Source organism: Arthrobacter sp. 754 (assembly GCF_040548695.1).
Taxonomy (GTDB): Bacteria; Actinomycetota; Actinomycetes; order Actinomycetales; family Micrococcaceae; genus Arthrobacter.
The window spans coordinates 241,504-261,434 of record NZ_JBEPSC010000001.1 but is presented as its reverse complement, the minus strand read 5'-3'; the positions used below and the strand labels follow the sequence as shown (position 1 = coordinate 261,434).

The window sequence follows — 19,931 nt, the reverse complement described above, 5'->3', positions numbered from 1 at the left end:
TCGGCCCCTAAGGCTGAGATGATGTCTTCAACTGAAGAGCTTCTGAAGCGTCTCGGTGTCTCTATTGACGCCGGGACGCTTCGTCTTGCGCTCACACACCGCTCCTACGCCTACGAAAACGGCGGCATCCCCACGAACGAGCGTCTCGAGTTCCTGGGTGACTCCATCCTGGGCTTCTCGGTGACGGACGCCCTGTACCGGGACAACCCGACGCTGCCCGAAGGCGATCTGGCCAAGCGCCGTTCCGCTGTGGTCAGCACGCGCGCCCTCGCAGGCATCGGCCGCAGCCTCGGCATCGGGGAGTTTATCTACCTGGGCCAGGGCGAAAAGCTGACCGAAGGCAAAAACAAGGCCTCGATCCTGGCCGACACCATGGAGGCGCTGATCGGCGCCACCTACGTGTCGAACGACATCGAGACTGCACGCCAGCTGGTCATGCGCCTGATCGGGCCGCTATTGAAGGATGCCGCCGCCCTTGGGGCCGGCACAGACTGGAAGACCAGCATCCAGGAACTCGCCGCCAGCAGGCAGCTCGGAACCATCTACTACGCAGTGGAGGGGGCCGGCCCTGACCATGCCCGGACCTTCACGGCTGTCCTGAACATCGGCGGAACGCCATACGGCAACGGATCCGGCCACTCCAAGAAGGAAGCGGAGCAGGAAGCCGCCGCTGACGCCTGGCGGGCACTGTCCGGAACCGTTGGATCAGCGGAAGCCGGCGGATCACCCGGGTCCGCCGCCGGCGCCTAGGCGCGCCATGCCTGAACTTCCGGAAGTGGAAGTGGTCCGCCGCGGACTGGTGAGTTGGGTGCGCGGCCGGACCATCACCTCTGTTGAGGTCCTGGACCCCAGATCCATCCGGCGCCATGCACTGGGTCTTGAGGATTTCATCGGAAACCTTCGGGGCGCCACAGTCATTGACGTGGTGCGGCGCGGCAAATTCCTGTGGCTTCCCTTGACAGATTCCCCGAATTCCCCGGATTCCCCGCCGGCGGCCGGAGGCGGGCCCGGTCCGGACAGCAGTCCCGCCGTCGCCCTGATGGCCCACCTGGGCATGAGCGGGCAGTTACTGATGCAGGACGAAGCAGCTCCTGACGAAAAGCACCTGAAAGTCCGGCTCCGGCTGAGCCCGCGCGAGGGGATGCCGGAGCAGTTACGGTTTGTGGACCAGCGGATCTTCGGGGGACTCTTTGTGACCGCGATGGTCCCCACGGACGACGGCGGCCCGGGCGGGCTTGCCGAGTCGCCCATGCCGCTGATTGCCGGGGAAGCCGCACATATCGCCCGCGATCCCCTGGACCCGGCGTTCTCCTTCGACCTGTTCTACCGGCGCCTTCGGAAACGAAAGACCGGACTCAAACGCGCCCTGCTGGACCAGGGCCTGGTCTCGGGAATCGGCAATATCTACGCGGATGAGGCCCTGTGGCGTGCGCAGCTGCATTATGCCCGGCCCACAGACACCCTGAAGCGGCAGGAAGCGGAACGGGTGCTGCGGTGCGCCCGGGAGGTCATGCTGGACGCTCTGGCTGCGGGCGGGACCAGCTTCGATTCCCTCTACGTCAACGTCAACGGCGCCTCAGGATATTTTGACCGCTCCCTGAGCGCCTACGGCAGGGAGGGGCAGCCCTGCGGGCGGTGCGCCGCTGCGGGAATCCACTCCACCATCCGCCGCGAGCAGTTCATGAACCGTTCCTCGCATACCTGCCCGGTCTGCCAGCCCCGGCCCCGGAACGGGCGCTTCTAGGCCCACCCGGTGGCCCCAGGGCCGTCCCCACCCCGTGGCCGGGCAGGGACAGGCAACCGCAAATCCGCGGAAAGCCGCCCATACCAAGTAGATTTGGGGCAGCAGAAACTGCCTCAGCCACTCAGGAGATCCGAAACACCTTGCACCTCAAGAGCCTGACCGTCCGGGGGTTCAAATCGTTCGCGTCCGCCACGACGTTCGATTTTGAGCCCGGCGTCACCGCCGTGGTGGGGCCCAACGGCTCAGGCAAGTCCAACGTCGTGGACGCCCTCGCCTGGGTAATGGGGGAGCAGGGCGCCAAGACGCTTCGGGGCGGCAAGATGGAGGACGTCATCTTCGCCGGCACCTCAGGCCGCCCGCCCCTGGGCCGGGCCCACGTCTCGCTGACCATCGACAACACCGACGGCGCCCTCCCCATCGAATACAGCGAGGTCACCATCTCGCGGACCCTGTTCCGCACGGGTGGCTCCGAGTACGCCATCAACGGAGCCGGCTGCCGGCTTCTTGACATTCAGGAACTGCTGTCTGACTCCGGGCTTGGCCGGGAGATGCACGTCATTGTGGGCCAGGGGCAGCTGGACAAGGTCCTGCACGCCACTCCGGAGGACCGCCGCGGATTCATCGAGGAAGCTGCCGGGATCCTGAAGCACCGCCGCCGGAAGGAGAAGACGGTCCGCAAACTTGAAGCGATGCAGGCCAACCTTCAGCGGCTCACGGACCTGACCGGGGAAATCAGGCGTCAGCTCACGCCGCTGGGCAAACAGGCCGAGGTGGCGCGCCGGGCCCAACGCGTCCAGTTCGACGTCCGGGATGCCCGGGCCCGGCTCCTGGCCGATGACCTCGCGCGGCTCCAGAGCTCGCTTGAACAGGACGTGGCGGACGAGAAAGCGCTCAAGGCGCGGCGGCTGAACGTGGAGCAGGAACTGGAGGCCGGGCAAAGGCGGCTCGCGGAACTCGAGCAGCTGGCGGCCGAGGCAACCCCGCGGCTCAATGCCGCGCGGGACACCTGGTACCGGCTCTCCGCGTCCCGCGAGCGGCTCCGCTCCCTCGGATCCCTGGCACAGGAGCGCAGCAGGATCCTCGGCTCAGTGGACGCCGAGCCACAATCGGGACGGGATCCGGACCAGCTGGAACGGCAGGCTGCGCGGGTCCGCGAAGAGCTGGCGGAACTCGAACGCCACATCCTTGACAAGGCCAGCGCCCTTGACGCAGCCACCGCGGCCAGGACCGGTGCCGAGCAGGAGTCGCTCGCGGAGGAGAAACGGCTGACCGCGGTCCTGCGCGCCGCAGCCGACCGGCGTGAAGGCCTCGCCCGGCTCGCGGGCCAGGTGGGCGCCGCCCGGTCGCGGGTGGAATCGGCCCAGGCTGAGCTTGGCAGGCTGCGGGAGTCCCTCGCTGCCGGCTCCGAACGGAGGCGGCAGGCGCAATCCGAATTCACGGCGCTGGAGACGCAGGTAGCAGGCGTCGAGGAAGGCGAGGAGAGCCTTGACGCCGAGTATGAGGATGCGAGCGCCGAGCTGGACGCCGCAATCCAGGATATTGCCGGCCTCACCGAGGCGGAGGCAGGCGCCATGCGCGAACGTGATGCTCTGGCCGCCCGCCGCGACGCCCTGCAGCTCGGCCTGAACCGCAAAGACGGTGCAGGCCATGCGCTGAATGCAGGACTCGCCGGCGTCAGCGGCACGCTGGCGTCAGAGCTGAGTGTTGAGGCGGGCTGCGAGACGGCGATCGCTGCGGCCCTGGGCGAGGCGTCCGAGGCCATCCTCGTGCAGGACCCGCAGGCCGCAGCGGCCGTTCTCCGGCTGCTCAAGGACGACGACGCCGGCCGTGCCGCGCTGCTCCTGCAATCGGCCGCGCCCACTCCGGGAGCGGGCCAGCCACGGACACAGTCCGCACACGCGCCCGAACAACTGCCCGACGGAGCCCAGTACGCCACGGGACTCGTTTCGGCGTCAGGAGCCACCGGCCGTGCCGTCGCCGCGCTCCTGGAAGGGGTCGCCGTCGTCGGGGACCTGGAAGCTGCAGCCCGCCTTGTGGCGGCCAATCCGGGACTGACAGCAGTGACCCGGGCCGGGGACGTCTTTACCGCCATGACGGTCGCCGGCGGTTCCGCGAAGGCGCCCTCACTCCTGGAGGTACAGGCCGCCGTCGACGACGCCGAGTACCGGCTCCGGGACGTCACCACGGATTTGGAGCGGAACATGTTCGCGCTGGCCGCCGCCAAGGTCAGGCGGACAGCCGCGCAGAGCCGGGCTGATGCCGCGCTGGACCGCCTGCACGAATCCGATGCCCGGCTCGCGGCAGTCGCAGAGCGGTTGGGCCACCTGAATTCGGTCCTGCGCAGCGCCGTGGGGGAGAGCGACAGGCTGGCCGCATCCCTTGCAAAAGCAGAGGCCAACGTGGACACAGAAGAGGAGTCGCTCGCAGCCGTCGCAGCCCGGCTGGCTGCGGCGCAGGAGGCGCCCGCCGAAGAAGAACCCTCCACTGCCCACCGCGATGCGCTGGCGCTGGCAGCCTCACAGGCGCGTTCTGCCGAAATGGAGGCCAGGCTCACGCTCCGCAGCGCTGAGGAGCAGCTGACTGCCCACCGCAACCGTGCCCTTTCTCTGGAGCGCGCGGCGGCTACGGAACGCCGGGCGCGGGAGGAAGCGGCCGAGCGGGCCCGTGTCCGCCGCAGCCAGGCCAGGCGTGCCGGCGCCGTGTCCGCCGCAGTTGGGCTGGCAGCCGGGTTCATCGACATCTCCGTGGAGCTCGCAGCCCATGAGCGCGACCTCGCCGAGGAAAACAGGGAGTTGCGGGACCGCGGACTCCTGGAAGCCAGGACGGAAACCACGGCCATGGCGGCAGAGCTGGCCCGGCTGACCGATACAGTGCACCGCGACGAACTGGCCCGCACCCAGCAGCGGGCACGGATCGAAGCCCTGGAAACCCGTTCCATCGACGAACTCGGCATCACTCCCGACGTGCTGGTGGCAGACTACGGCCCGGACGTCCCTGTTCCGGTCCCGGCTGAGGAAAGCAACGACAAATGGGCCGCGCTGCGGGCACCGGTGGATGACGACGGCGCCCCCGTCGTCGAAGGCAAACAGTTCGTGCGGGAGGAACAGGAGAAGCGCCTCCGGAAGGCCGAGCGGGACCTGTCCAGCCTGGGCCGGGTGAACCCGCTTGCCCTGGAGGAGTTCGCCGCGCTGGAGGAACGGCACCAGTTCCTGAGCACCCAGCTGGAGGACCTCAAGGCGAGCCGCAAGGACCTGCTGGACATCATCAAAGAAGTGGATGACCGCGTCCAGCGCGTTTTCGCCGAAGCCTTTGAAGACACCCAGGCGCAGTTCGTCCGTGTCTTCGCGCGCCTCTTTCCCGGCGGGGAGGGACGCCTGGTCCTGACCGATCCCTCGGACATGCTGACCACGGGGATTGAGGTTGAGGCACGCCCTGCCGGAAAGAGAATCAAGCGGCTCTCCCTGTTGTCCGGCGGCGAACGTTCCCTGACCGCCGTCGCCCTGCTGGTGGCCATCTTCAAGGCCCGGCCGTCACCGTTCTATGTGATGGACGAAGTCGAAGCGGCCCTTGATGACACCAACCTGAGCCGGCTCATCACCATCTTCGAAGAGCTGCGGGAGTCCAGCCAGCTCATCGTGATCACCCACCAGAAGCGGACCATGGAAGTGGCGGACGCTCTGTACGGCGTGACGATGCGGGGGGACGGCGTGTCCACGGTCATCAGCCAGCGCCTTGGCGCTGAGGTCTAGCCTCCGCGCCGGTCACAGCCCCGAACGCCTGACGCGTTTGTGAGAAGCTAGGGGAGTGAATGACATCCTCCCCATTATTCTGTCCATTGTTGCTGCCCTGGCGGTTATTGGCGGGCTGATCCCGGTCCTGTTGAAGACGCGGAAGAACATCACCCAGTACCCGGGTACGCGTGACGCCAATGATCCCGTCGCACCGCGGGGTGGCGGAACACTGCTCGAGGACGCACCCGTGGCGCCTGCCGAGCGGAAGACCCCTGCCGGCGTCGACCTCGAAGACCTTGAGGTGACCGAGGTTCCCGACGACGCCGCAGGCCTCGAAACCATCCCGGTGGAGACGCCCCTGCCGGTGGCCGGCCGCCTCACCCGGCTGCGTGAGCGGCTGGTACGCTCCAACAACATCCTGGGCAAAGGCCTGCTGGCGCTGCTCTCAAGCGACAGTATTGACGAAAACGTCTGGGACGAGGTCGAGGAGACCCTCCTGCTGGCCGACCTGGGGACGGAACCAACCATGCAGTTGGTCGATGCCCTCCGGGAGCGCGTGAAGGTGCTCGGCACCAGGACCCCGGAGCAGGTCAAGGCGCTGCTGCGTGAGGAACTCATCAAGCTGGTGGATCCCACCATGGACCGCAGCCTGAACGTCACCCGCCATGCGGACAAGCCGGCCATTGTGTTGGTGGTCGGCGTCAACGGGGTCGGCAAGACCACCACGGTCGGCAAGCTCGCGCGCGTGCTTGTCGCCGAGGACAAAGACGTGCTGCTGGGCGCGGCGGACACCTTCCGGGCCGCCGCGGCGGAACAGTTGGCCACCTGGGGCCAGCGTGTGGGCGTCCCCACTGTGAAGTCCGACGTCGACGGCGCCGACCCGGCTTCAGTCGCCTATGAGGCGGTGAAGGCAGGGATTGACCAGGAGGTCGACGTCGTCATGATTGACACCGCCGGCCGGCTGCAGAACAAGACAGGCCTGATGGATGAACTGGGCAAGGTCAAACGTGTCATCGAGAAGCTGGCCGAAGTCGACGAGGTGCTGCTGGTGCTGGACGCCACCACCGGCCAGAACGGCCTGAACCAGGCCCGCGTCTTCGCCGAGGTGGTGAACATCACCGGCATCGTCCTGACCAAACTCGATGGCACCGCGAAGGGCGGGATTGTGGTGGCCATCCAGAAATCGCTCGGTGTGCCCGTCAAGCTCATCGGCCTCGGCGAAGGGGCCGATGACCTCGCTCCCTTTGAGGCGGAAGGCTTTGTTGACGCGCTGCTGAACTAAGCGCCCGTTTCCATCTTCGAGGGGTGGGATCCCGCCGCTAAGCCCCGGCTTTAGCGGCGGAATCCCACCCCTCGGTCCGTTTCAGCGGCTCCGCGGTGCCCGCCCAGACCGCCGCCGCCAGCACCAGCACACCGCCGGTGACGCCGAAAGCCCAGCCGTACCCGAGCTGGTCGGCCAGGACGCCGGCCAGGACCGGCCCCGCGATCGCCCCGACATCCGAAGTCATCTGGTATGCCGCCAGGACCCGCCCGCCGGACCGTTTGCTCCCGATGACGTCCGCGATCGCGGCCTGCTGGGCGGGGCCAAGCAGGCCCGACCCGGCGCCGGCGACAGCCGAGGCGGCCAGGAACCACCCCAGATCGCCCGTGAAGCCGATGGCTGCCGTAGCGAAACCGGCAACCAGCAGGCCGGCCACCATCATCGGGCGCCTGCCCAGGCTGTCCGCCAGGCGGCCCGAGACCGTCAGGGCAGCTGCGTTGCCGGCGGCGAACACGGCCAAAGCAAGGCCCGCCGCCTCCGGGCCTGAGCCGAGGGCAGCCACCGCGAAGAGTGGCACCGTGGCCATCCGGACACCGAAGGTGGCCCATCCGTTGGCGAAGCTGGACAGCATGGCCGAACGGTAGGCGCCAACTCCCCAAGCGTCGGCGAACCGCATGGCCGGGCCGTGGCTGCCGGCGGAGCGAATGGTGGAAGGCACATGGCTGAGCTGGGTCTGCACCACCACAGCGGCCAGGACAAGCGCCGCCGCGTAGCCAAGGAACGGGACCCTCAGACCGAAGCCGGCCAGCATGCCGCCCACAATCGGTCCACACACGTTCCCTATCAGGAAGGCTGAGGCGTACGCGCCCGATACCCGGCCCCGGCTTTCCGGCGGCGCCAGCCTGATCACCAACGCCATCGAGGCCACGGTGAACATCACCGAACCCACGCCGCCCAGGCCCCTGAAGACCAGGAGCTGCCAGTAGTCCTGGGCAAACGCGCACGCCGCCGTCGAACCGGCCACAATAAGCAGCCCGGCCACGTAGACAGGCCGCTCGCCCAGCCTGCCGATCATCGCCCCGCCCGCCGGAGCGAACACCAGGCGCATGAAGGCGAAGATGCTCACAATCACGGCAGCGGCGGTAGCTCCGACGTCGAAGGTTGTTGCGAATTGCGGCAACACGGGCGCAACGAGCCCGAATCCCAAGGCAATCAGGAACGCTGCGGCCAACATCACCTTGATGTCCCGGGGAAGCCGCGCCCGCTCGGGACGAATAACCGCCAGGATCCTTGTTGTGACGCGGCTCACGCGGGATGGTGCCGTCATAGGAGTGGGTTCCTTGCAAAATCAGCGGCCGGGCGTCGGCGGCAATGATGAAACATAACCGTAACAAGCCGGAGATGCACCATTTACTTCCTAGAGGTTGTTGTAACAAACCCGCAATCTAAATCCTCCGCGGGCGAAACACGGCAGCGACAAACTCGAAGCAGGACGCAAAAGGCGTTGGCAGGCGGCTGGTCCGCAGAATCGATATAGGGAGGACGTGCACCATGGAACTTACCGCAGGTCACGTATGGCTTATGGTGGCGGCAGCACTCGTGCTGTTCATGACACCGGGCCTGGCATTTTTCTACGGCGGCATGACGCGCGCCAAGGCTGCGCTGAACATGATGATGATGAGCTTCATCTCCATCGGAATGGTCGGCGTCGTATGGGTTCTCTGGGGCGCTTCCATGAGCTCCGGTGAGGGCTTCCTGCAGATCGTAGGGAACCCCTTCGCAACCTTCGGCCTTGAGGGCATCACGACGCCGGACGGCCTGATCAAGGTCGGTTACGCCGCTACCTTCGCCATCATCACTGTGGCACTGATCAGCGGCGCGATCGCTGACCGCGCCAAGTTCGGCGCCTGGACCGTGTTCGTGCCGGTCTGGGTCACACTCGTCTACTGCCCCTTGGCCTACATGGTGTGGGGCGGCGGACTCTTCGGCCCTGAAGGAGCCATTGGACAGGCCCTCGGCCCGGCCATCGACTTCGCCGGCGGCACCGTAGTCCACATCAACGCCGGTGTTGCGGCCCTGGTTCTTGTTCTGATCATCGGCAACCGGCGCGGCTTCGGCAAGGACCCGAACCACCGCCCGCACAACATCCCCTTCGTGATGCTTGGCGCTGCCATCCTGTGGTTCGGCTGGTTCGGCTTCAACGGCGGCGCAGCAACCACCGCTGAGCAGGGCGGCCTGATCTGGATCAACACCCTCGCAGCTCCGGCCGCCGCCATGCTGGGCTGGCTCATCACCGAACGCATCCGCGACGGCCACCCCACCTCCCTGGGCGCCGCATCCGGTGTGGTGGCAGGCCTCGTGGCCATCACCCCCGCCTGCGCCAACGTCAGCCCGGTGGGCGCACTTGGACTCGGCGTTGTGGCCGGTGTCGCCTCGGCCCTGGCAGTAGGCCTGAAGTTCCGCTGGGGCTTTGATGACTCCCTGGATGTTGTGGGCGTGCACCTCGTCTCCGGCATCATCGGAACCGTTGCGCTGGGCTTCATCGCCCTGCCCACCGATGGAGTGGGCGGCGGCCTCTTCTACGGCGGCGGCGCGGCCCAGCTCTGGGCACAGCTCGCAGCAGCGGGTATTGCCATTGCCTACTCTGCGATCCTCACGGCGATCATCGCCTTCGCCATCCACAAGACGATGGGCTTCCGCGTCTCCCAGGAGCAGGAAGTGGTTGGTGTTGACCTCAGCCTGCACGCCGAGACGGCTTACGAGTTCGGAGTGGGCGGCCACGGCGGAAGCTTCCAGCCGCTGCACGAACTGATCACGGGCAAGGGATCCTCCGAAGGAGCCAAGAAGTCAGAGGCCGCAACAGGCAAGGAAAGCGTAGAGGCATGAAACTGATCACAGCAATCGTCCGGCCGGAGAAGCTCGAATCCATCCGGGAAGGCCTGGAGTCGTACGGCGTCCAGGGGCTGACGGTCAGCGCAGCGAGCGGCTACGGCCGCCAGCGCGGATACACAGAGGTCTACCGGGGAGCCGAATACAACGTGGACCTCCTGCCCAAGATAAGGGTCGAGGTGCTCGCCACCGACGAGCAGGCCGACGACATCCTGGATGTCATCATCGCCAGCTCCAACACCGGCCGGGCCGGCGACGGCAAGGTCTGGATGGTGGATGTCCACGAGGCAGTCAGGGTCCGCACCGGAGAACGCGGCGTCGCCGCGATCTAGCAAATTCACTGCAGACGCACAAAGAGCAGGCAGGAAACCTCCAAGGTTTCCTGCCTGCTCTTTCTGTTGCACGGGTTACTCTGCCTGCCGCGACTTAGTCGGCGGGCCCCGGGCCCGGCCGAACGGGACTGCCTACCCGAGCTGGCCATGTTTCGGGACCTGCGGAGCCGGCGTCGTACTCTTCCAACGGCACGGTGCCCCGCTGCCAGGCCTTCAGCACGGGCTCAATGATCCGCCAGCAGTCCTCGGCTGTGTCGCCGCGTACCGACAGGAGGGGATCCCCGTTCAGCACACCTTCGAGCACTTCGCCATAAGGCAGCAACTCCGAAGCGCTCAGTTCGGTGTTCAACGTGACCCGGCTCAGGCTGAAGATGCTGCCCGGGCCGTTGACGTCGACGTCGAACTGGAGCGTGTCCGGTCCGAAACCGATCCGCAGCTGGTTGGGGGAGTCCACTCCCGTAAAGCCTCCCGGAAGGTGGGGGACCGGACGGAACGTGATCACAGCCTCCTTGCGCTTTGCGCCCAGGGCCTTGCCCGAGCGCAGGATGAAGGGGACGCCCTTCCAGCGCCAGTTGTCGATCTCCACCTGGACCTCCGCGAGGGTCTCCGTGCCCCGGGCCGGGTCCACCCCGGTTTCCTTCGCATAGTCGGGGACCTTTTTGCCCGAGACCGACCCTGCCGTGTAAACGGCCCGGCGCGTCGACTTTGCGTAAGGCGCGCTGATGCTGCTGGCCCGCAGCACGGTGGCGATGGCGTCCCTCAGGTCCCGCTCTCCGATGGTGGCCGGCGGCTCGATGGCTACAAGGGCCATGATCTCCAGCAGGTGGCTCTGGATCATGTCCCGCAGTGCGCCGGCGTTGTCGTAGTACCGTGCGCGCCCTTCGAGCGCCAGGTCCTCGTCGAAGATGATCTCCACCTTTTCAACGTGCTCGCGGTTCCAGACAGGCTCCAGGAAATTGTTGGCGAAACGCAGGCCCAGGATGTTCAGCACGGTGGCTTTGCCCAGGAAATGGTCCACGCGGTGGATGTGGTCCTCGGGAACCAGTGCCGCAAGCGTCCCGTTCAGCGCACGTGCGGATGCCTCGCTGGAACCAAAGGGCTTTTCCATCACCAGCCGCGTTCCGGCGGGTACCTGTTCGGGCCGCAGCGCTTCGCAGGCGAGCTGGCTCACACGGGGTGGGAGGGCAAAGTAGACCGCTGTGGGCCCGTCCAGGCCCGCCAGCAAAGCGGCCAGAGCCCCGTCCGCCGTCACATCAAGCTGGTGGTATTCCGTCGCCTTCGCCAGCGCTTTGAGTGCCTTTTTCCCGGCCGCGTCCGCGGTCTCCGCGGCAGCGGCGAAGGCGTCCTGGACCCGGGCCCGCCACTTTTCGGCGGGCCAGTCGTCCGAGCCGGCGCCCACCAGCCTGAGCCCCTCGGCGCGGCCTTTGGCCACCAGCCGGGCAAGACCGGGCAGCAGCAGCCGTCCGGTCAGATCCCCGGAGGCACCCAGGATGAGCAGCGTTTTTACACTCGTTTGGCTCGTCACCTACGACAGCATGCCATCTTGCAGGCCCGTCTTGGTACCCTAGATAGTCGAGTCCCACCTGTAACTCCACTGAAAGAAGTGCGCGGCGCGTGTTCAATTCACTCTCTGACCGGTTGACAGCAACCTTCAAGAATCTCCGTGGCAAGGGCCGCCTCACGGAGGCCGACGTCGATGCCACCGTCCGGGAGATCCGCCGCGCCCTCCTGGATGCCGATGTCGCCGTTCCCGTGGTGCGCGAATTCACGGCCCGCGTGCGTGAGCGCGCCCTCGGGGCCGAGGTGTCCGGGGCGCTGAACCCCAGCCAGCAGATCGTGAAGATCGTCAACGAGGAACTGGTTGAGATTCTCGGCGGTGAGACCCGCCGCATCCGGATGGCCAAGACCGGCCCCACCATCATCATGCTTGCCGGCCTTCAGGGTGCCGGTAAAACCACGCTCGCGGGAAAACTCGCCAAGTGGCTGAAGTCCCAGGGCCACAGCCCCATCCTGGTGGCGTGCGACCTCCAGCGTCCCAACGCCGTCACCCAGCTCCAGGTGGTCGGCAAGCGCGCCGGCGTTCCCGTCTTTGCCCCGCACCCGGGCGCAACCTCCGAACTGGAGCACCCGGCCGGTGACCCTGTCGCCGTCGCACGCGCCGGCGTCGAGGAAGCGCGCCAGAAGCTGCACGACTTTGTCATCGTGGACACTGCCGGACGCCTCGGTGTTGACACAGAGATGATGGAGCAGGCGCGCCAGATCCGCCGCGCCATCGTTCCCAACGAAGTGCTCTTCGTCATTGACGCCATGATCGGCCAGGACGCCGTCAATACGGCCATGGCCTTTGATGAGGGCGTCAACTTCACCGGTGTCGTCCTGTCAAAGCTCGACGGCGACGCCCGCGGCGGTGCCGCGCTTTCAGTCGCGTCGGTCACCGGGAAGCCCGTTATGTTCGCGTCCACGGGTGAAGGTGTTGACGATTTTGAGCTTTTCCACCCTGACCGGATGGCCTCACGCATCCTGGACATGGGCGACGTCCTGACGCTGATTGAGCAGGCGGAAAAGAACTGGGACAAGGACGAAGCTGCCCGGATGGCGAAGAAGTTCGCCGACCAGGAAGACTTCACCCTCGACGACTTCCTTTCCCAGATGCAGCAGATCCGCAACATGGGCTCCATGAAGAAGATGCTCATGATGATGCCGGGGGCCCAGAACATCCGCCAGCAGCTTGAACAGTTCGACGAGCGCGAGATCGACCGTGTCGAGGCCATCGTCCGTTCCATGACGCCGCACGAACGGGTAGCCCCGAAGATCATCAACGGCTCCCGCCGGGCGCGCATCGCGCGCGGTTCGGGCGTGCACGTCTCGGAGGTCAACGGCCTGCTGGAGCGTTTTGCGCAGGCCCAGAAGATGATGAAAAAGATGGCCCAGGGCGGCGGCATGCCCGGAATGCCGGGGATGCCCGGCATGGGCGGTCCCGGCGGGGCGCGCAAGGGCGGAAAGAACGCACCGAAGAAGAAGGCCCGTTCCGGCAACCCTGCCAAGGCGGCGCAGGAGCTCAAGGACGCCGAGGCGCGAAGGGCGGGGGCCGCGAAGGCGCTTCCCACCGGTGCTGCGTTCGGCCAGCAGTCCGGCGACTTCGATCCCTCGCAGCTGAACCTGCCCAAGGGTTTCGACAAGTTCCTCGGCAAGTAGCCCGGTCTTCAAAGCCCGGCATGGTGCCGGGTCGTGAGGATGTCAGTGCCGTCGAATAGGGTTGGGTCATGTTCAAGCAGAGGGTAGTGTTCGTGCACGGCGCCGGGCCCTTCGGGGCGGCGGCGTGGCCGCGTCAGCACGGAATGGCCCTGGCCTACGATGCACTGTTCCTCCGGCGGCACGGCTTCGACCCCGTCGCCGAGCCCTTGGAGTCTTCCTTTACGGAGGACACGAACATCATCCTGCGCTCGCTGGCCGATGACGGCCGCGGAGGCGCCGGCGGCCACGTTGTCGCCCATGCCCAAGGCTCCATCGCAGCCATGATGGCCGCCGTCCAGCGTCCTGACCTCGTATTCTCCCTGACCCTGGTGGAGCCGGCGTGCCTGTCGCTGACCGCTGAACTGCCTGCCACCTCAGCCCATGTTGCGCTCATGCGGCCGCTCTTTGACGTCCGGCACCAGCTGGGCGATGAAGACTTCCAGCGTGAGTTCGTACGCAGGATGTTCGCGGCGGACCTGCAGGAGCCCGCCACGCCGGAGGAAAAGCGGTCAGCACGCCGGCTCCGGCTGCAGGCGCCGCCCTGGGAAGCGCCGCTTCACATCGTTCCCGGGGTCCCCACCATGGTGGTTACCGGGGGGTGGGAACCGCTCTATGAGGAAATTGCCGGGTACCTGCGCGAGACCGGCGCCCTGCACCGCATCGCTGCGGGCGGGCACCGGCCCCAGGACTCGGCGGAAGGCGACCGCGCCATCCGGTCCTTTATCGCCGAGGCCAGCAGGTCAGCGTCAGTTCAGGCTTCCTAAGGCCGCCTCAGCGTCGGTTGCCGGTACCTGCAGTTCAGGCAGATAAACCCTGCCGCCGGACGCCATGAACTCCGCGCTCTTGGCCCGCATGCCGCTGTATGCCTCGGCGATTGCTGCCTGGGAATCGGCTGAACCGTATTCGTCCCTGATGTCCTGGCTGATCTTCATCGAACAGAACTTCGGTCCGCACATGGAGCAGAAGTGGGCTGTTTTCGCGGCCTCGGCAGGCAGGGTTTCGTCATGGAACGCCTCTGCGGTCACCGGGTCCAGGGACAGCGCGAACTGGTCGCGCCACCGGAACTCGAACCGCGCTTTGGACAGGGCATCGTCCCGCTCGTGGGCGCCGGGGTGGCCCTTGGCAAGATCCGCGGCATGGGCGGCAATCTTGTAGGTGATCACTCCGGTTTTGACGTCGTCCTTGTTGGGCAGTCCCAGATGTTCCTTCGGTGTGACATAACAGAGCATCGCAGTGCCGTAGCGGGCGATTTCGGTGGCGCCGATGGCGGAGGTGATGTGGTCATAGCCGGGAGCCACATCGGTGACCAGGGGACCGAGGGTGTAGAACGGGGCGCCCTTGCACAGTTCCTGCTGCCGCTCCACGTTCTCGCGCACCAAATGGAAAGGCACGTGTCCGGGACCCTCCACCATGACCTGGACATCGAACTCCCAGGCACGCTGGGTAAGTTCAGCCAGCGTATCCAGTTCGGCGAACTGGGCGGCGTCGTTGGCGTCCGCCGTCGCTCCCGGCCGCAGGCCGTCCCCCAGTGAGAACGCCACATCGTACTTCGCGAAGATTTCGCAGAGTTCGTCGAAATGGGTATACAGGAAGTTTTCCTGGTGGTGCGCCAGGCACCAGCCGGCCATGATGGAGCCGCCCCGGGACACGATGCCCGTGACGCGGTTGGCCGTCAGCGGAACGTAGCGGAGCAGCACGCCGGCATGGACGGTCATGTAGTCCACGCCCTGTTCGCACTGCTCGATGACGGTGTCGCGGAAAATTTCCCAGGTCAGGGCGTTGGCCTCGCCGTTGACCTTCTCGAGGGCCTGGTAGATGGGCACGGTGCCGATCGGCACAGGTGCATTGCGGAGGAGCCATTCGCGGGTGGTGTGGATGTCATCGCCGGTGGAGAGGTCCATGACGGTGTCCGCGCCCCACTGCGTGGCCCACTGGAGTTTGTCGACTTCCTCGGCGATGGAACTGGTCACCGCGGAGTTTCCGATGTTCGCGTTGATCTTCACCAGGAAAGCCTTGCCAATGATCATCGGCTCTGATTCCGGGTGGTTGATATTGGCGGGGATGATGGCACGCCCGGCAGCCACCTCGCTGCGGACCAGCTCAACGTCGCAGTTCTCCCGCAGCGCAACAAACCTCATCTCCGGAGTGATGATGCCCGCTCTGGCGTAGTGCATCTGGGTCACCGTCCTGCCTTCGACGGCGCGGCGGGGCACCGGCCGCGCTCCTTTCCACTCCGATGAAGCCGCCCCCCGGCGGACGGCCGAGCGGCCGTCGTCGAACAGGTTCCGCCCGCGGCCTGAATACGCCTCGGTGTCACCTCGCGATTCGATCCAGGAGGAGCGGAACGGTTCCAGGCCGACGACGGGATCGCTGCCGGGACCCGCCGTCCGGTAGACCTGCAATGGCGTGTTGGCTTCGCCGTTGGGGGAGGGTTCCAGGGCGATCTCGGTGACGGGGACCCGGATGCCGTTGTCCGGATCCTCAAGGTACGCCAGGGAATGGGACTTCAGTGACTCGGTGTTTTTGATTGTCCCGTGGACAGGGCTGTGCTGTGTTTCGGTGGTGCTCAAGGGATACTCACTTCCTTCGCCGGCATTACCCGGACAGGTTCAACGGTCGCAGGCAGCGTCAGCCTGATCTCAGCCCATGCGTGGGCCCCCGTGTGGTCGTAGACGAAGCTACCACAGCATGACCTTCCCGGGCTGAGCCGATGGGGATAATCAGAAAAGCAGAAGCACTTGAATTAAATTGAAGCTTCAAGTAAATTAGGTTCATAGCGGCCTTCGAACCCGAAGACCACGGGATACGGGAGTTTTCAATGACTGCAGAAGCAACCAGCCAGGATCTCCTTCCTGCCGATCTCACCATGGGCACCGTGATGCTCAAGGTGGGCGACATGAAGCTGATGACGGACTACTACCAGCGCGCCCTTGGCCTGGAGGTCGTTGCGGAGCAGGACGGCGGTGTCTACCTGGGCCGGCTGCAGCGACCCCTGGTCCACCTCGCAGCAGCCCCCTCATTGAATCTTCCCGGCAGGGGAGAAGCGGGGCTTTTCCACACCGCGCTTCTCTTCGAGACCCGCGCCGCGCTGGCCGCCACCGTGGCAACCACCGCCCAGTACGAACCCCGGTCCTTCACCGGCAGCGCCGATCACCTCGTCAGTGAGGCTTTCTACTTCAATGACCCTGAGGGCAACGGCATCGAACTCTACTGGGACCGGCCCCGGGAAAACTGGTCCTGGGAAGGCACCGACGTGGTCATGGACAGCCTTGCGCTGCCGCCGCAGCGCTATCTTGAGCAGCACCTGACCGAGGAATCCCTGGAAGGCCGGCACGGGGCCGGTGCCGGCGTCGGCCACATCCACCTCCAGGTGGGCGATGTCCACTCCGCCCAGAAGTTCTACGTGGACACCCTGGGCTTCGAAAAGACCGCGGGCTGGCACGGGCAGGCGCTGTTTGTCTCAGCCGGCAGGTACCACCACCACATGGCCATGAACGTCTGGAACAGCCGCGGCGCGGGGCCGCGCAAGGACACCCTGGGCCTGGGCGAGGTGCTCATCGAAGTCCCTTCGGGTGACGACGTCGGGGCGCTCGCCGAACGGTTGAAAGCAGCCGGGGTGGCCTCGCGCAACACAGGAGCCGAACTGCGCTTCGAGGACCCGTGGCGTAACAGCATCCGGGTCGCCGTCCGCTGAACTCCGCGCAGGCCAGGGGTGCGGCCCGCCATGTACTAGGCTGATTCCGAACGGCCCGGGCGGCACTTAAAGCTGCCCGACAGTGCCGCACCGTCGACGGAATGAGGGCTGTTCCCATGGGCTTCACAGAAATCTTTGTAGCTACCCACGACGCCGCGCTGAAGCGCGCCGGGGTCCTTGATGCCGGAGGCTCGCCGGAAGGTCCGGCCGTGCGCATTCCAGGGGTCAGTGACTTCGAGATAGAGCAGCTGGGCGACCTCGCCGGAGCGGCGGTCCACGCCGGCGGTGAAGGCTATGAACTTGCCATGGTTGATGTTTCCAGTGACTCCCTCCTCGGCGTACCGCCGGCCATGGTGCGGGCGCTCGCGGACCTGCTCACCTACGAAACCGAGGGCGAAGGCAATGTCCTTGAAGACGTCGCAGAAGAGTGGGCGGCCCAGGACGACATGCCCTTTGGCGCGGCGGATGCCCGCAAATATGTACAGCAGCTCGCTGAGCTTGCCGCCTCCATCGATGATGCGGAGCGCAGCGGGGTGTATGTCTGGTCCTCCTAGATGGCCGGCGTATGCCTGGTCAGCACGTGTCAAGTCGAAATCCTGACGCTGATCTGGCACAATAAACAGGTACTCGATCTGCGTGGCCCCTCTCTCCGCGTCCGGATCCTGTCCTTCGAACCCTCAAGTATGGCCCGCCCCACGGGTGCAGAACGTCGGTTCACCCCCTTTCTGAAACAGGAGTGACCACAAAAGTGGCCGTAAAGATTCGCCTTAAGCGCTTTGGCAAAATGCGCGCACCGTACTACCGCATCGTCGTCATGGACGCACGCTCCAAGCGTGACGGCCGTGCCATCGAAGAAATCGGCAAGTACCACCCCACCGAAGAGCCCTCATACATCGAGGTCGACACGGACCGTGCCCAGTACTGGCTCGGCGTTGGCGCACAGCCGTCCGAGCAGGTTGCCGCGATCCTCAAGATCACCGGTGACTGGCAGAAGTTCAAGGGCCTCCCGGGCCAGGAAGGCACCCTGAAGACGAAGGCTCCCAAGGCTGCCTTCGTTACCCCGGAAAAGGGTTCCGTGATCATCCCGGAAGCCATCACCAAGAAGGCAAAGCAGTCTGACGCAGCCGAGGCCCCGGCCGAGGCAGAGACCACCGAGGCTGAGTAGATTGCTGGCAGAGGCGCTCGAACACCTGGTTCGGGGAATCGTTGATTCGCCGGAAGATGTCAAGGTCAGCTCGAAGAACAACCGCCGCGGGGACACCCTCGAGGTCCGTGTTCATCAGGATGACCTGGGACGGGTGATCGGCCGCCAGGGCCGCACCGCACGGGCACTGCGCACCGTTGTGGCGGCACTGGCAGACGGCGAGCCGGTAAGGGTCGACGTCGTCGACACCGACCGCCGCCGCTAAGCGCCCGGCAATATCAGTTTTTTGCTCCGGCCCTTCCACCAGTAACGGTGGAGGGGCCGGAGTGCTTTCACTACAAACACCGTGGGTAACCCACAACCGGACAGGGGAACAGATGCAGCTTCAGGTCGCACGAATCGGCAAACCGCATGGAATCCGTGGGGAAGTGACGGTCCAGGTGCTGACGGACGCCCCGGAAGACCGGTTTGTTCCCGGCACGGAGTTCGTGGTGGAACCCGCGTCGGCCGGACCGCTGACTGTTGAGAGTGCACGCTGGAACAAAGACATCCTCCTGCTTGGATTCGCCGGCATTGAAAACCGCAACCAGGCGGAGACGCTGCGCGGAGCCAAGCTGTTCATCGAGACTGAAGAGCTGGATGAGGACGACGACGAGGGCTGGTACGAGCACGAGCTTGTGGGACTCGAGGCGCGGGTCGGGTCACAGGTTGTCGGCAAGGTCGCGGCCCTGCACACCATGCCCGTCCAGGATCTGCTGGTGATCGAAGGCGCGGACGGCAAGGAAATCCTCGTCCCGTTCGTGGAACAGATCGTTCCGGAAGTCGACGTGGCCGGCGGATTTATCCTGCTGACACCCCCGGACGGACTGTTTGACATCAACTCCGAGGACGCCGGTACAGGCGAACCGGAGGAGAACGCGTAGATGAGAATCGACGTCGTCAGTATTTTCCCCGAATACCTGGCGCCCCTGGAGCTGTCCCTCATCGGCAAGGCCCGCCAGGACGGGCTGCTGGACCTGCACGTCCATGACCTCCGCCACTTCACCACCGACAAACACCGCACTGTCGATGACACGCCCTACGGCGGCGGGGCCGGCATGGTGATGAAGGCAGAGCCCTGGGCCCAGGCGCTGGAAGCCGTGGCTGAAGCCAGCGCGGGCAAGGCAGCAAAGCCGGTGCTGATCGTGCCGTCGCCCGCGGGCGAGCGGTTCACCCAGGCGCTGGCACATGAACTGGCCGAAGAGGACCAGCTCGTTTTCGCCTGCGGACGCTACGAGGGCATCGACGAGCGTGTCATTGAATGGGCGGAAGAGCACTTCACGGTGCGGCCCATGAGCCTTGGCGACTATGTGCTGAACGGCGGCGAAGTGGCTGTCCTGGCCATGGTGGAAGCCATCGGCCGGCTGCTGCCCGGAGTGGTGGGGAACCCGGAATCGCTGGTGGAGGAATCCCATTCAGACGGTCTGCTGGAATACCCGGTCTACACCAAACCCTCAAGCTGGCGTGAGCGGGAGGTGCCCGCGGTGCTGCTGAGCGGCAACCACGGCAAGATTGCCCAGTGGCGCCGCCACGAGCAGTACCGGCGGACGGCCCAGCGCCGCCCTGACTTACTCGAAAAGTTCGACGCCGGGAAGCTGCCTCGTGCCGACCGGACCGCGCTGGCGGAGCTGGGGTACGACGTCGTCGACGGTCACCTCCGCGCCCGGGGAGGGTCCGGGACCGACGAGGACGCGGGAACCGGCCCCGCTGCCTGAAGCGTGCCTCAGCCTGAACCGGCGCGATTACCGGAGGCGGCGATTGGCTGTAGGCGTGCGATTGTGGCAAAATTAGTCCTTGTGTCTGCTGGGTCCGCACCTGCTACAGGGGGAGCGCAACCAACAGCTGGACAACCCGGTACTTTCA

The 19,931-nt window shown here is 65.9% G+C and carries 17 protein-coding genes and 1 riboswitch; of the genes, 14 read left to right on the top strand and 3 right to left on the bottom strand.

Annotated elements, in window-relative coordinates:
- Window positions 1-21 precede the first annotated feature (21 nt).
- The 4 genes from rnc (at window position 22) to ftsY (ending at window position 6,757) form a co-directional block, all read left to right on the top strand.
- On the top strand, window positions 22-750 hold the full coding sequence (gene rnc, locus ABIA70_RS01285) for a ribonuclease III (protein WP_354145816.1): 729 nt from the start codon (window positions 22-24) through the stop codon (window positions 748-750).
- A 7-nt stretch (window positions 751-757) separates the two neighbouring features.
- The gene (gene mutM / locus ABIA70_RS01280; RefSeq protein ID WP_354145815.1) at window positions 758-1,744 is read left to right on the top strand and encodes a bifunctional DNA-formamidopyrimidine glycosylase/DNA-(apurinic or apyrimidinic site) lyase; all 987 of its coding nucleotides are present in this window, start codon (window positions 758-760) and stop codon (window positions 1,742-1,744) included.
- A gap of 140 nt (window positions 1,745-1,884) precedes the next feature.
- The gene (smc, locus tag ABIA70_RS01275) at window positions 1,885-5,493 is read left to right on the top strand and encodes a chromosome segregation protein SMC (RefSeq protein ID WP_354145814.1); all 3,609 of its coding nucleotides are present in this window, start codon (window positions 1,885-1,887) and stop codon (window positions 5,491-5,493) included.
- A 55-nt stretch (window positions 5,494-5,548) separates the two neighbouring features.
- On the top strand, window positions 5,549-6,757 hold the full coding sequence (gene ftsY, locus ABIA70_RS01270; protein ID WP_354145813.1) for a signal recognition particle-docking protein FtsY: 1,209 nt from the start codon (window positions 5,549-5,551) through the stop codon (window positions 6,755-6,757).
- A 37-nt stretch (window positions 6,758-6,794) separates the two neighbouring features.
- Here ftsY and ABIA70_RS01265 read toward each other — a convergent pair whose 3' ends face one another.
- On the bottom strand, window positions 6,795-8,063 hold the full coding sequence (locus tag ABIA70_RS01265; RefSeq protein ID WP_354145812.1) for an MFS transporter: 1,269 nt from the start codon (window positions 8,061-8,063) through the stop codon (window positions 6,795-6,797).
- Between the two features lie 224 nt (window positions 8,064-8,287).
- Between ABIA70_RS01265 and ABIA70_RS01260 the strand changes: the two genes are divergently transcribed.
- Both ABIA70_RS01260 and ABIA70_RS01255 read left to right on the top strand, forming a co-directional pair.
- Window positions 8,288-9,622, top strand: a complete 1,335-nt coding sequence (locus tag ABIA70_RS01260) for an ammonium transporter (RefSeq protein ID WP_354145811.1) — start codon at window positions 8,288-8,290, stop codon at window positions 9,620-9,622.
- Window positions 9,619-9,957 carry a P-II family nitrogen regulator gene (locus ABIA70_RS01255; protein WP_354145810.1) on the top strand — a complete coding sequence of 113 codons (339 nt, stop codon included), beginning with the start codon at window positions 9,619-9,621 and terminating at the stop codon, window positions 9,955-9,957. The genes ABIA70_RS01260 and ABIA70_RS01255 overlap by 4 nt, the downstream gene beginning before the upstream one ends.
- A gap of 94 nt (window positions 9,958-10,051) precedes the next feature.
- Here the strand turns inward: ABIA70_RS01255 and ABIA70_RS01250 are convergent, their stop codons facing one another.
- A complete protein-coding gene (locus tag ABIA70_RS01250; protein WP_354145809.1) occupies window positions 10,052-11,482 on the bottom strand; it encodes a glucose-6-phosphate dehydrogenase in 1,431 nt (476 codons plus the stop codon).
- Window positions 11,483-11,571: 89 nt separating this feature from the next.
- On the opposite strand from ABIA70_RS01250, the gene ffh reads away from it, so the two are divergent.
- Window positions 11,572-13,152 (top strand): signal recognition particle protein, encoded by a 1,581-nt coding sequence (gene ffh, locus ABIA70_RS01245; protein WP_354145808.1) that lies wholly within the window; start codon window positions 11,572-11,574, stop codon window positions 13,150-13,152.
- Window positions 13,153-13,220: 68 nt separating this feature from the next.
- Window positions 13,221-13,955, top strand: coding sequence for an alpha/beta hydrolase (locus ABIA70_RS01240; RefSeq protein WP_354145807.1), 735 nt, complete (start codon window positions 13,221-13,223; stop codon window positions 13,953-13,955).
- Here the strand turns inward: ABIA70_RS01240 and thiC are convergent.
- Window positions 13,938-15,761: a phosphomethylpyrimidine synthase ThiC gene (thiC, locus tag ABIA70_RS01235; RefSeq protein WP_354145806.1), complete on the bottom strand. Its 1,824-nt coding sequence runs from the start codon at window positions 15,759-15,761 to the stop codon at window positions 13,938-13,940. The genes ABIA70_RS01240 and thiC overlap by 18 nt on opposite strands.
- Window positions 15,756-15,863: riboswitch (TPP riboswitch) on the bottom strand. Its footprint overlaps the gene before it by 6 nt.
- A gap of 146 nt (window positions 15,864-16,009) precedes the next feature.
- Here thiC and ABIA70_RS01230 point away from each other — a divergent pair.
- The 6 genes from ABIA70_RS01230 to trmD all read left to right on the top strand — a co-directional run bounded on the left by ABIA70_RS01230 (window position 16,010) and on the right by trmD (window position 19,783).
- Window positions 16,010-16,885 carry a VOC family protein gene (locus ABIA70_RS01230; RefSeq protein WP_354145805.1) on the top strand — a complete coding sequence of 292 codons (876 nt, stop codon included), beginning with the start codon at window positions 16,010-16,012 and terminating at the stop codon, window positions 16,883-16,885.
- 116 nt (window positions 16,886-17,001) lie between these two features.
- Window positions 17,002-17,439 (top strand): hypothetical protein, encoded by a 438-nt coding sequence (locus ABIA70_RS01225; protein ID WP_354145804.1) that lies wholly within the window; start codon window positions 17,002-17,004, stop codon window positions 17,437-17,439.
- A gap of 194 nt (window positions 17,440-17,633) precedes the next feature.
- Window positions 17,634-18,050, top strand: a complete 417-nt coding sequence (rpsP, locus tag ABIA70_RS01220) for a 30S ribosomal protein S16 (RefSeq protein WP_354145803.1) — start codon at window positions 17,634-17,636, stop codon at window positions 18,048-18,050.
- A gap of 1 nt (window position 18,051) precedes the next feature.
- Window positions 18,052-18,294 (top strand): RNA-binding protein, encoded by a 243-nt coding sequence (locus tag ABIA70_RS01215; protein WP_056349097.1) that lies wholly within the window; start codon window positions 18,052-18,054, stop codon window positions 18,292-18,294.
- A 112-nt stretch (window positions 18,295-18,406) separates the two neighbouring features.
- Entirely contained in the window at window positions 18,407-18,952 is a 546-nt protein-coding gene (gene rimM, locus ABIA70_RS01210) for a ribosome maturation factor RimM (protein ID WP_354145802.1), read from the top strand.
- Window positions 18,953-19,783, top strand: coding sequence for a tRNA (guanosine(37)-N1)-methyltransferase TrmD (trmD, locus tag ABIA70_RS01205; protein WP_354145801.1), 831 nt, complete (start codon window positions 18,953-18,955; stop codon window positions 19,781-19,783).
- Window positions 19,784-19,931: the final 148 nt, after the last annotated feature.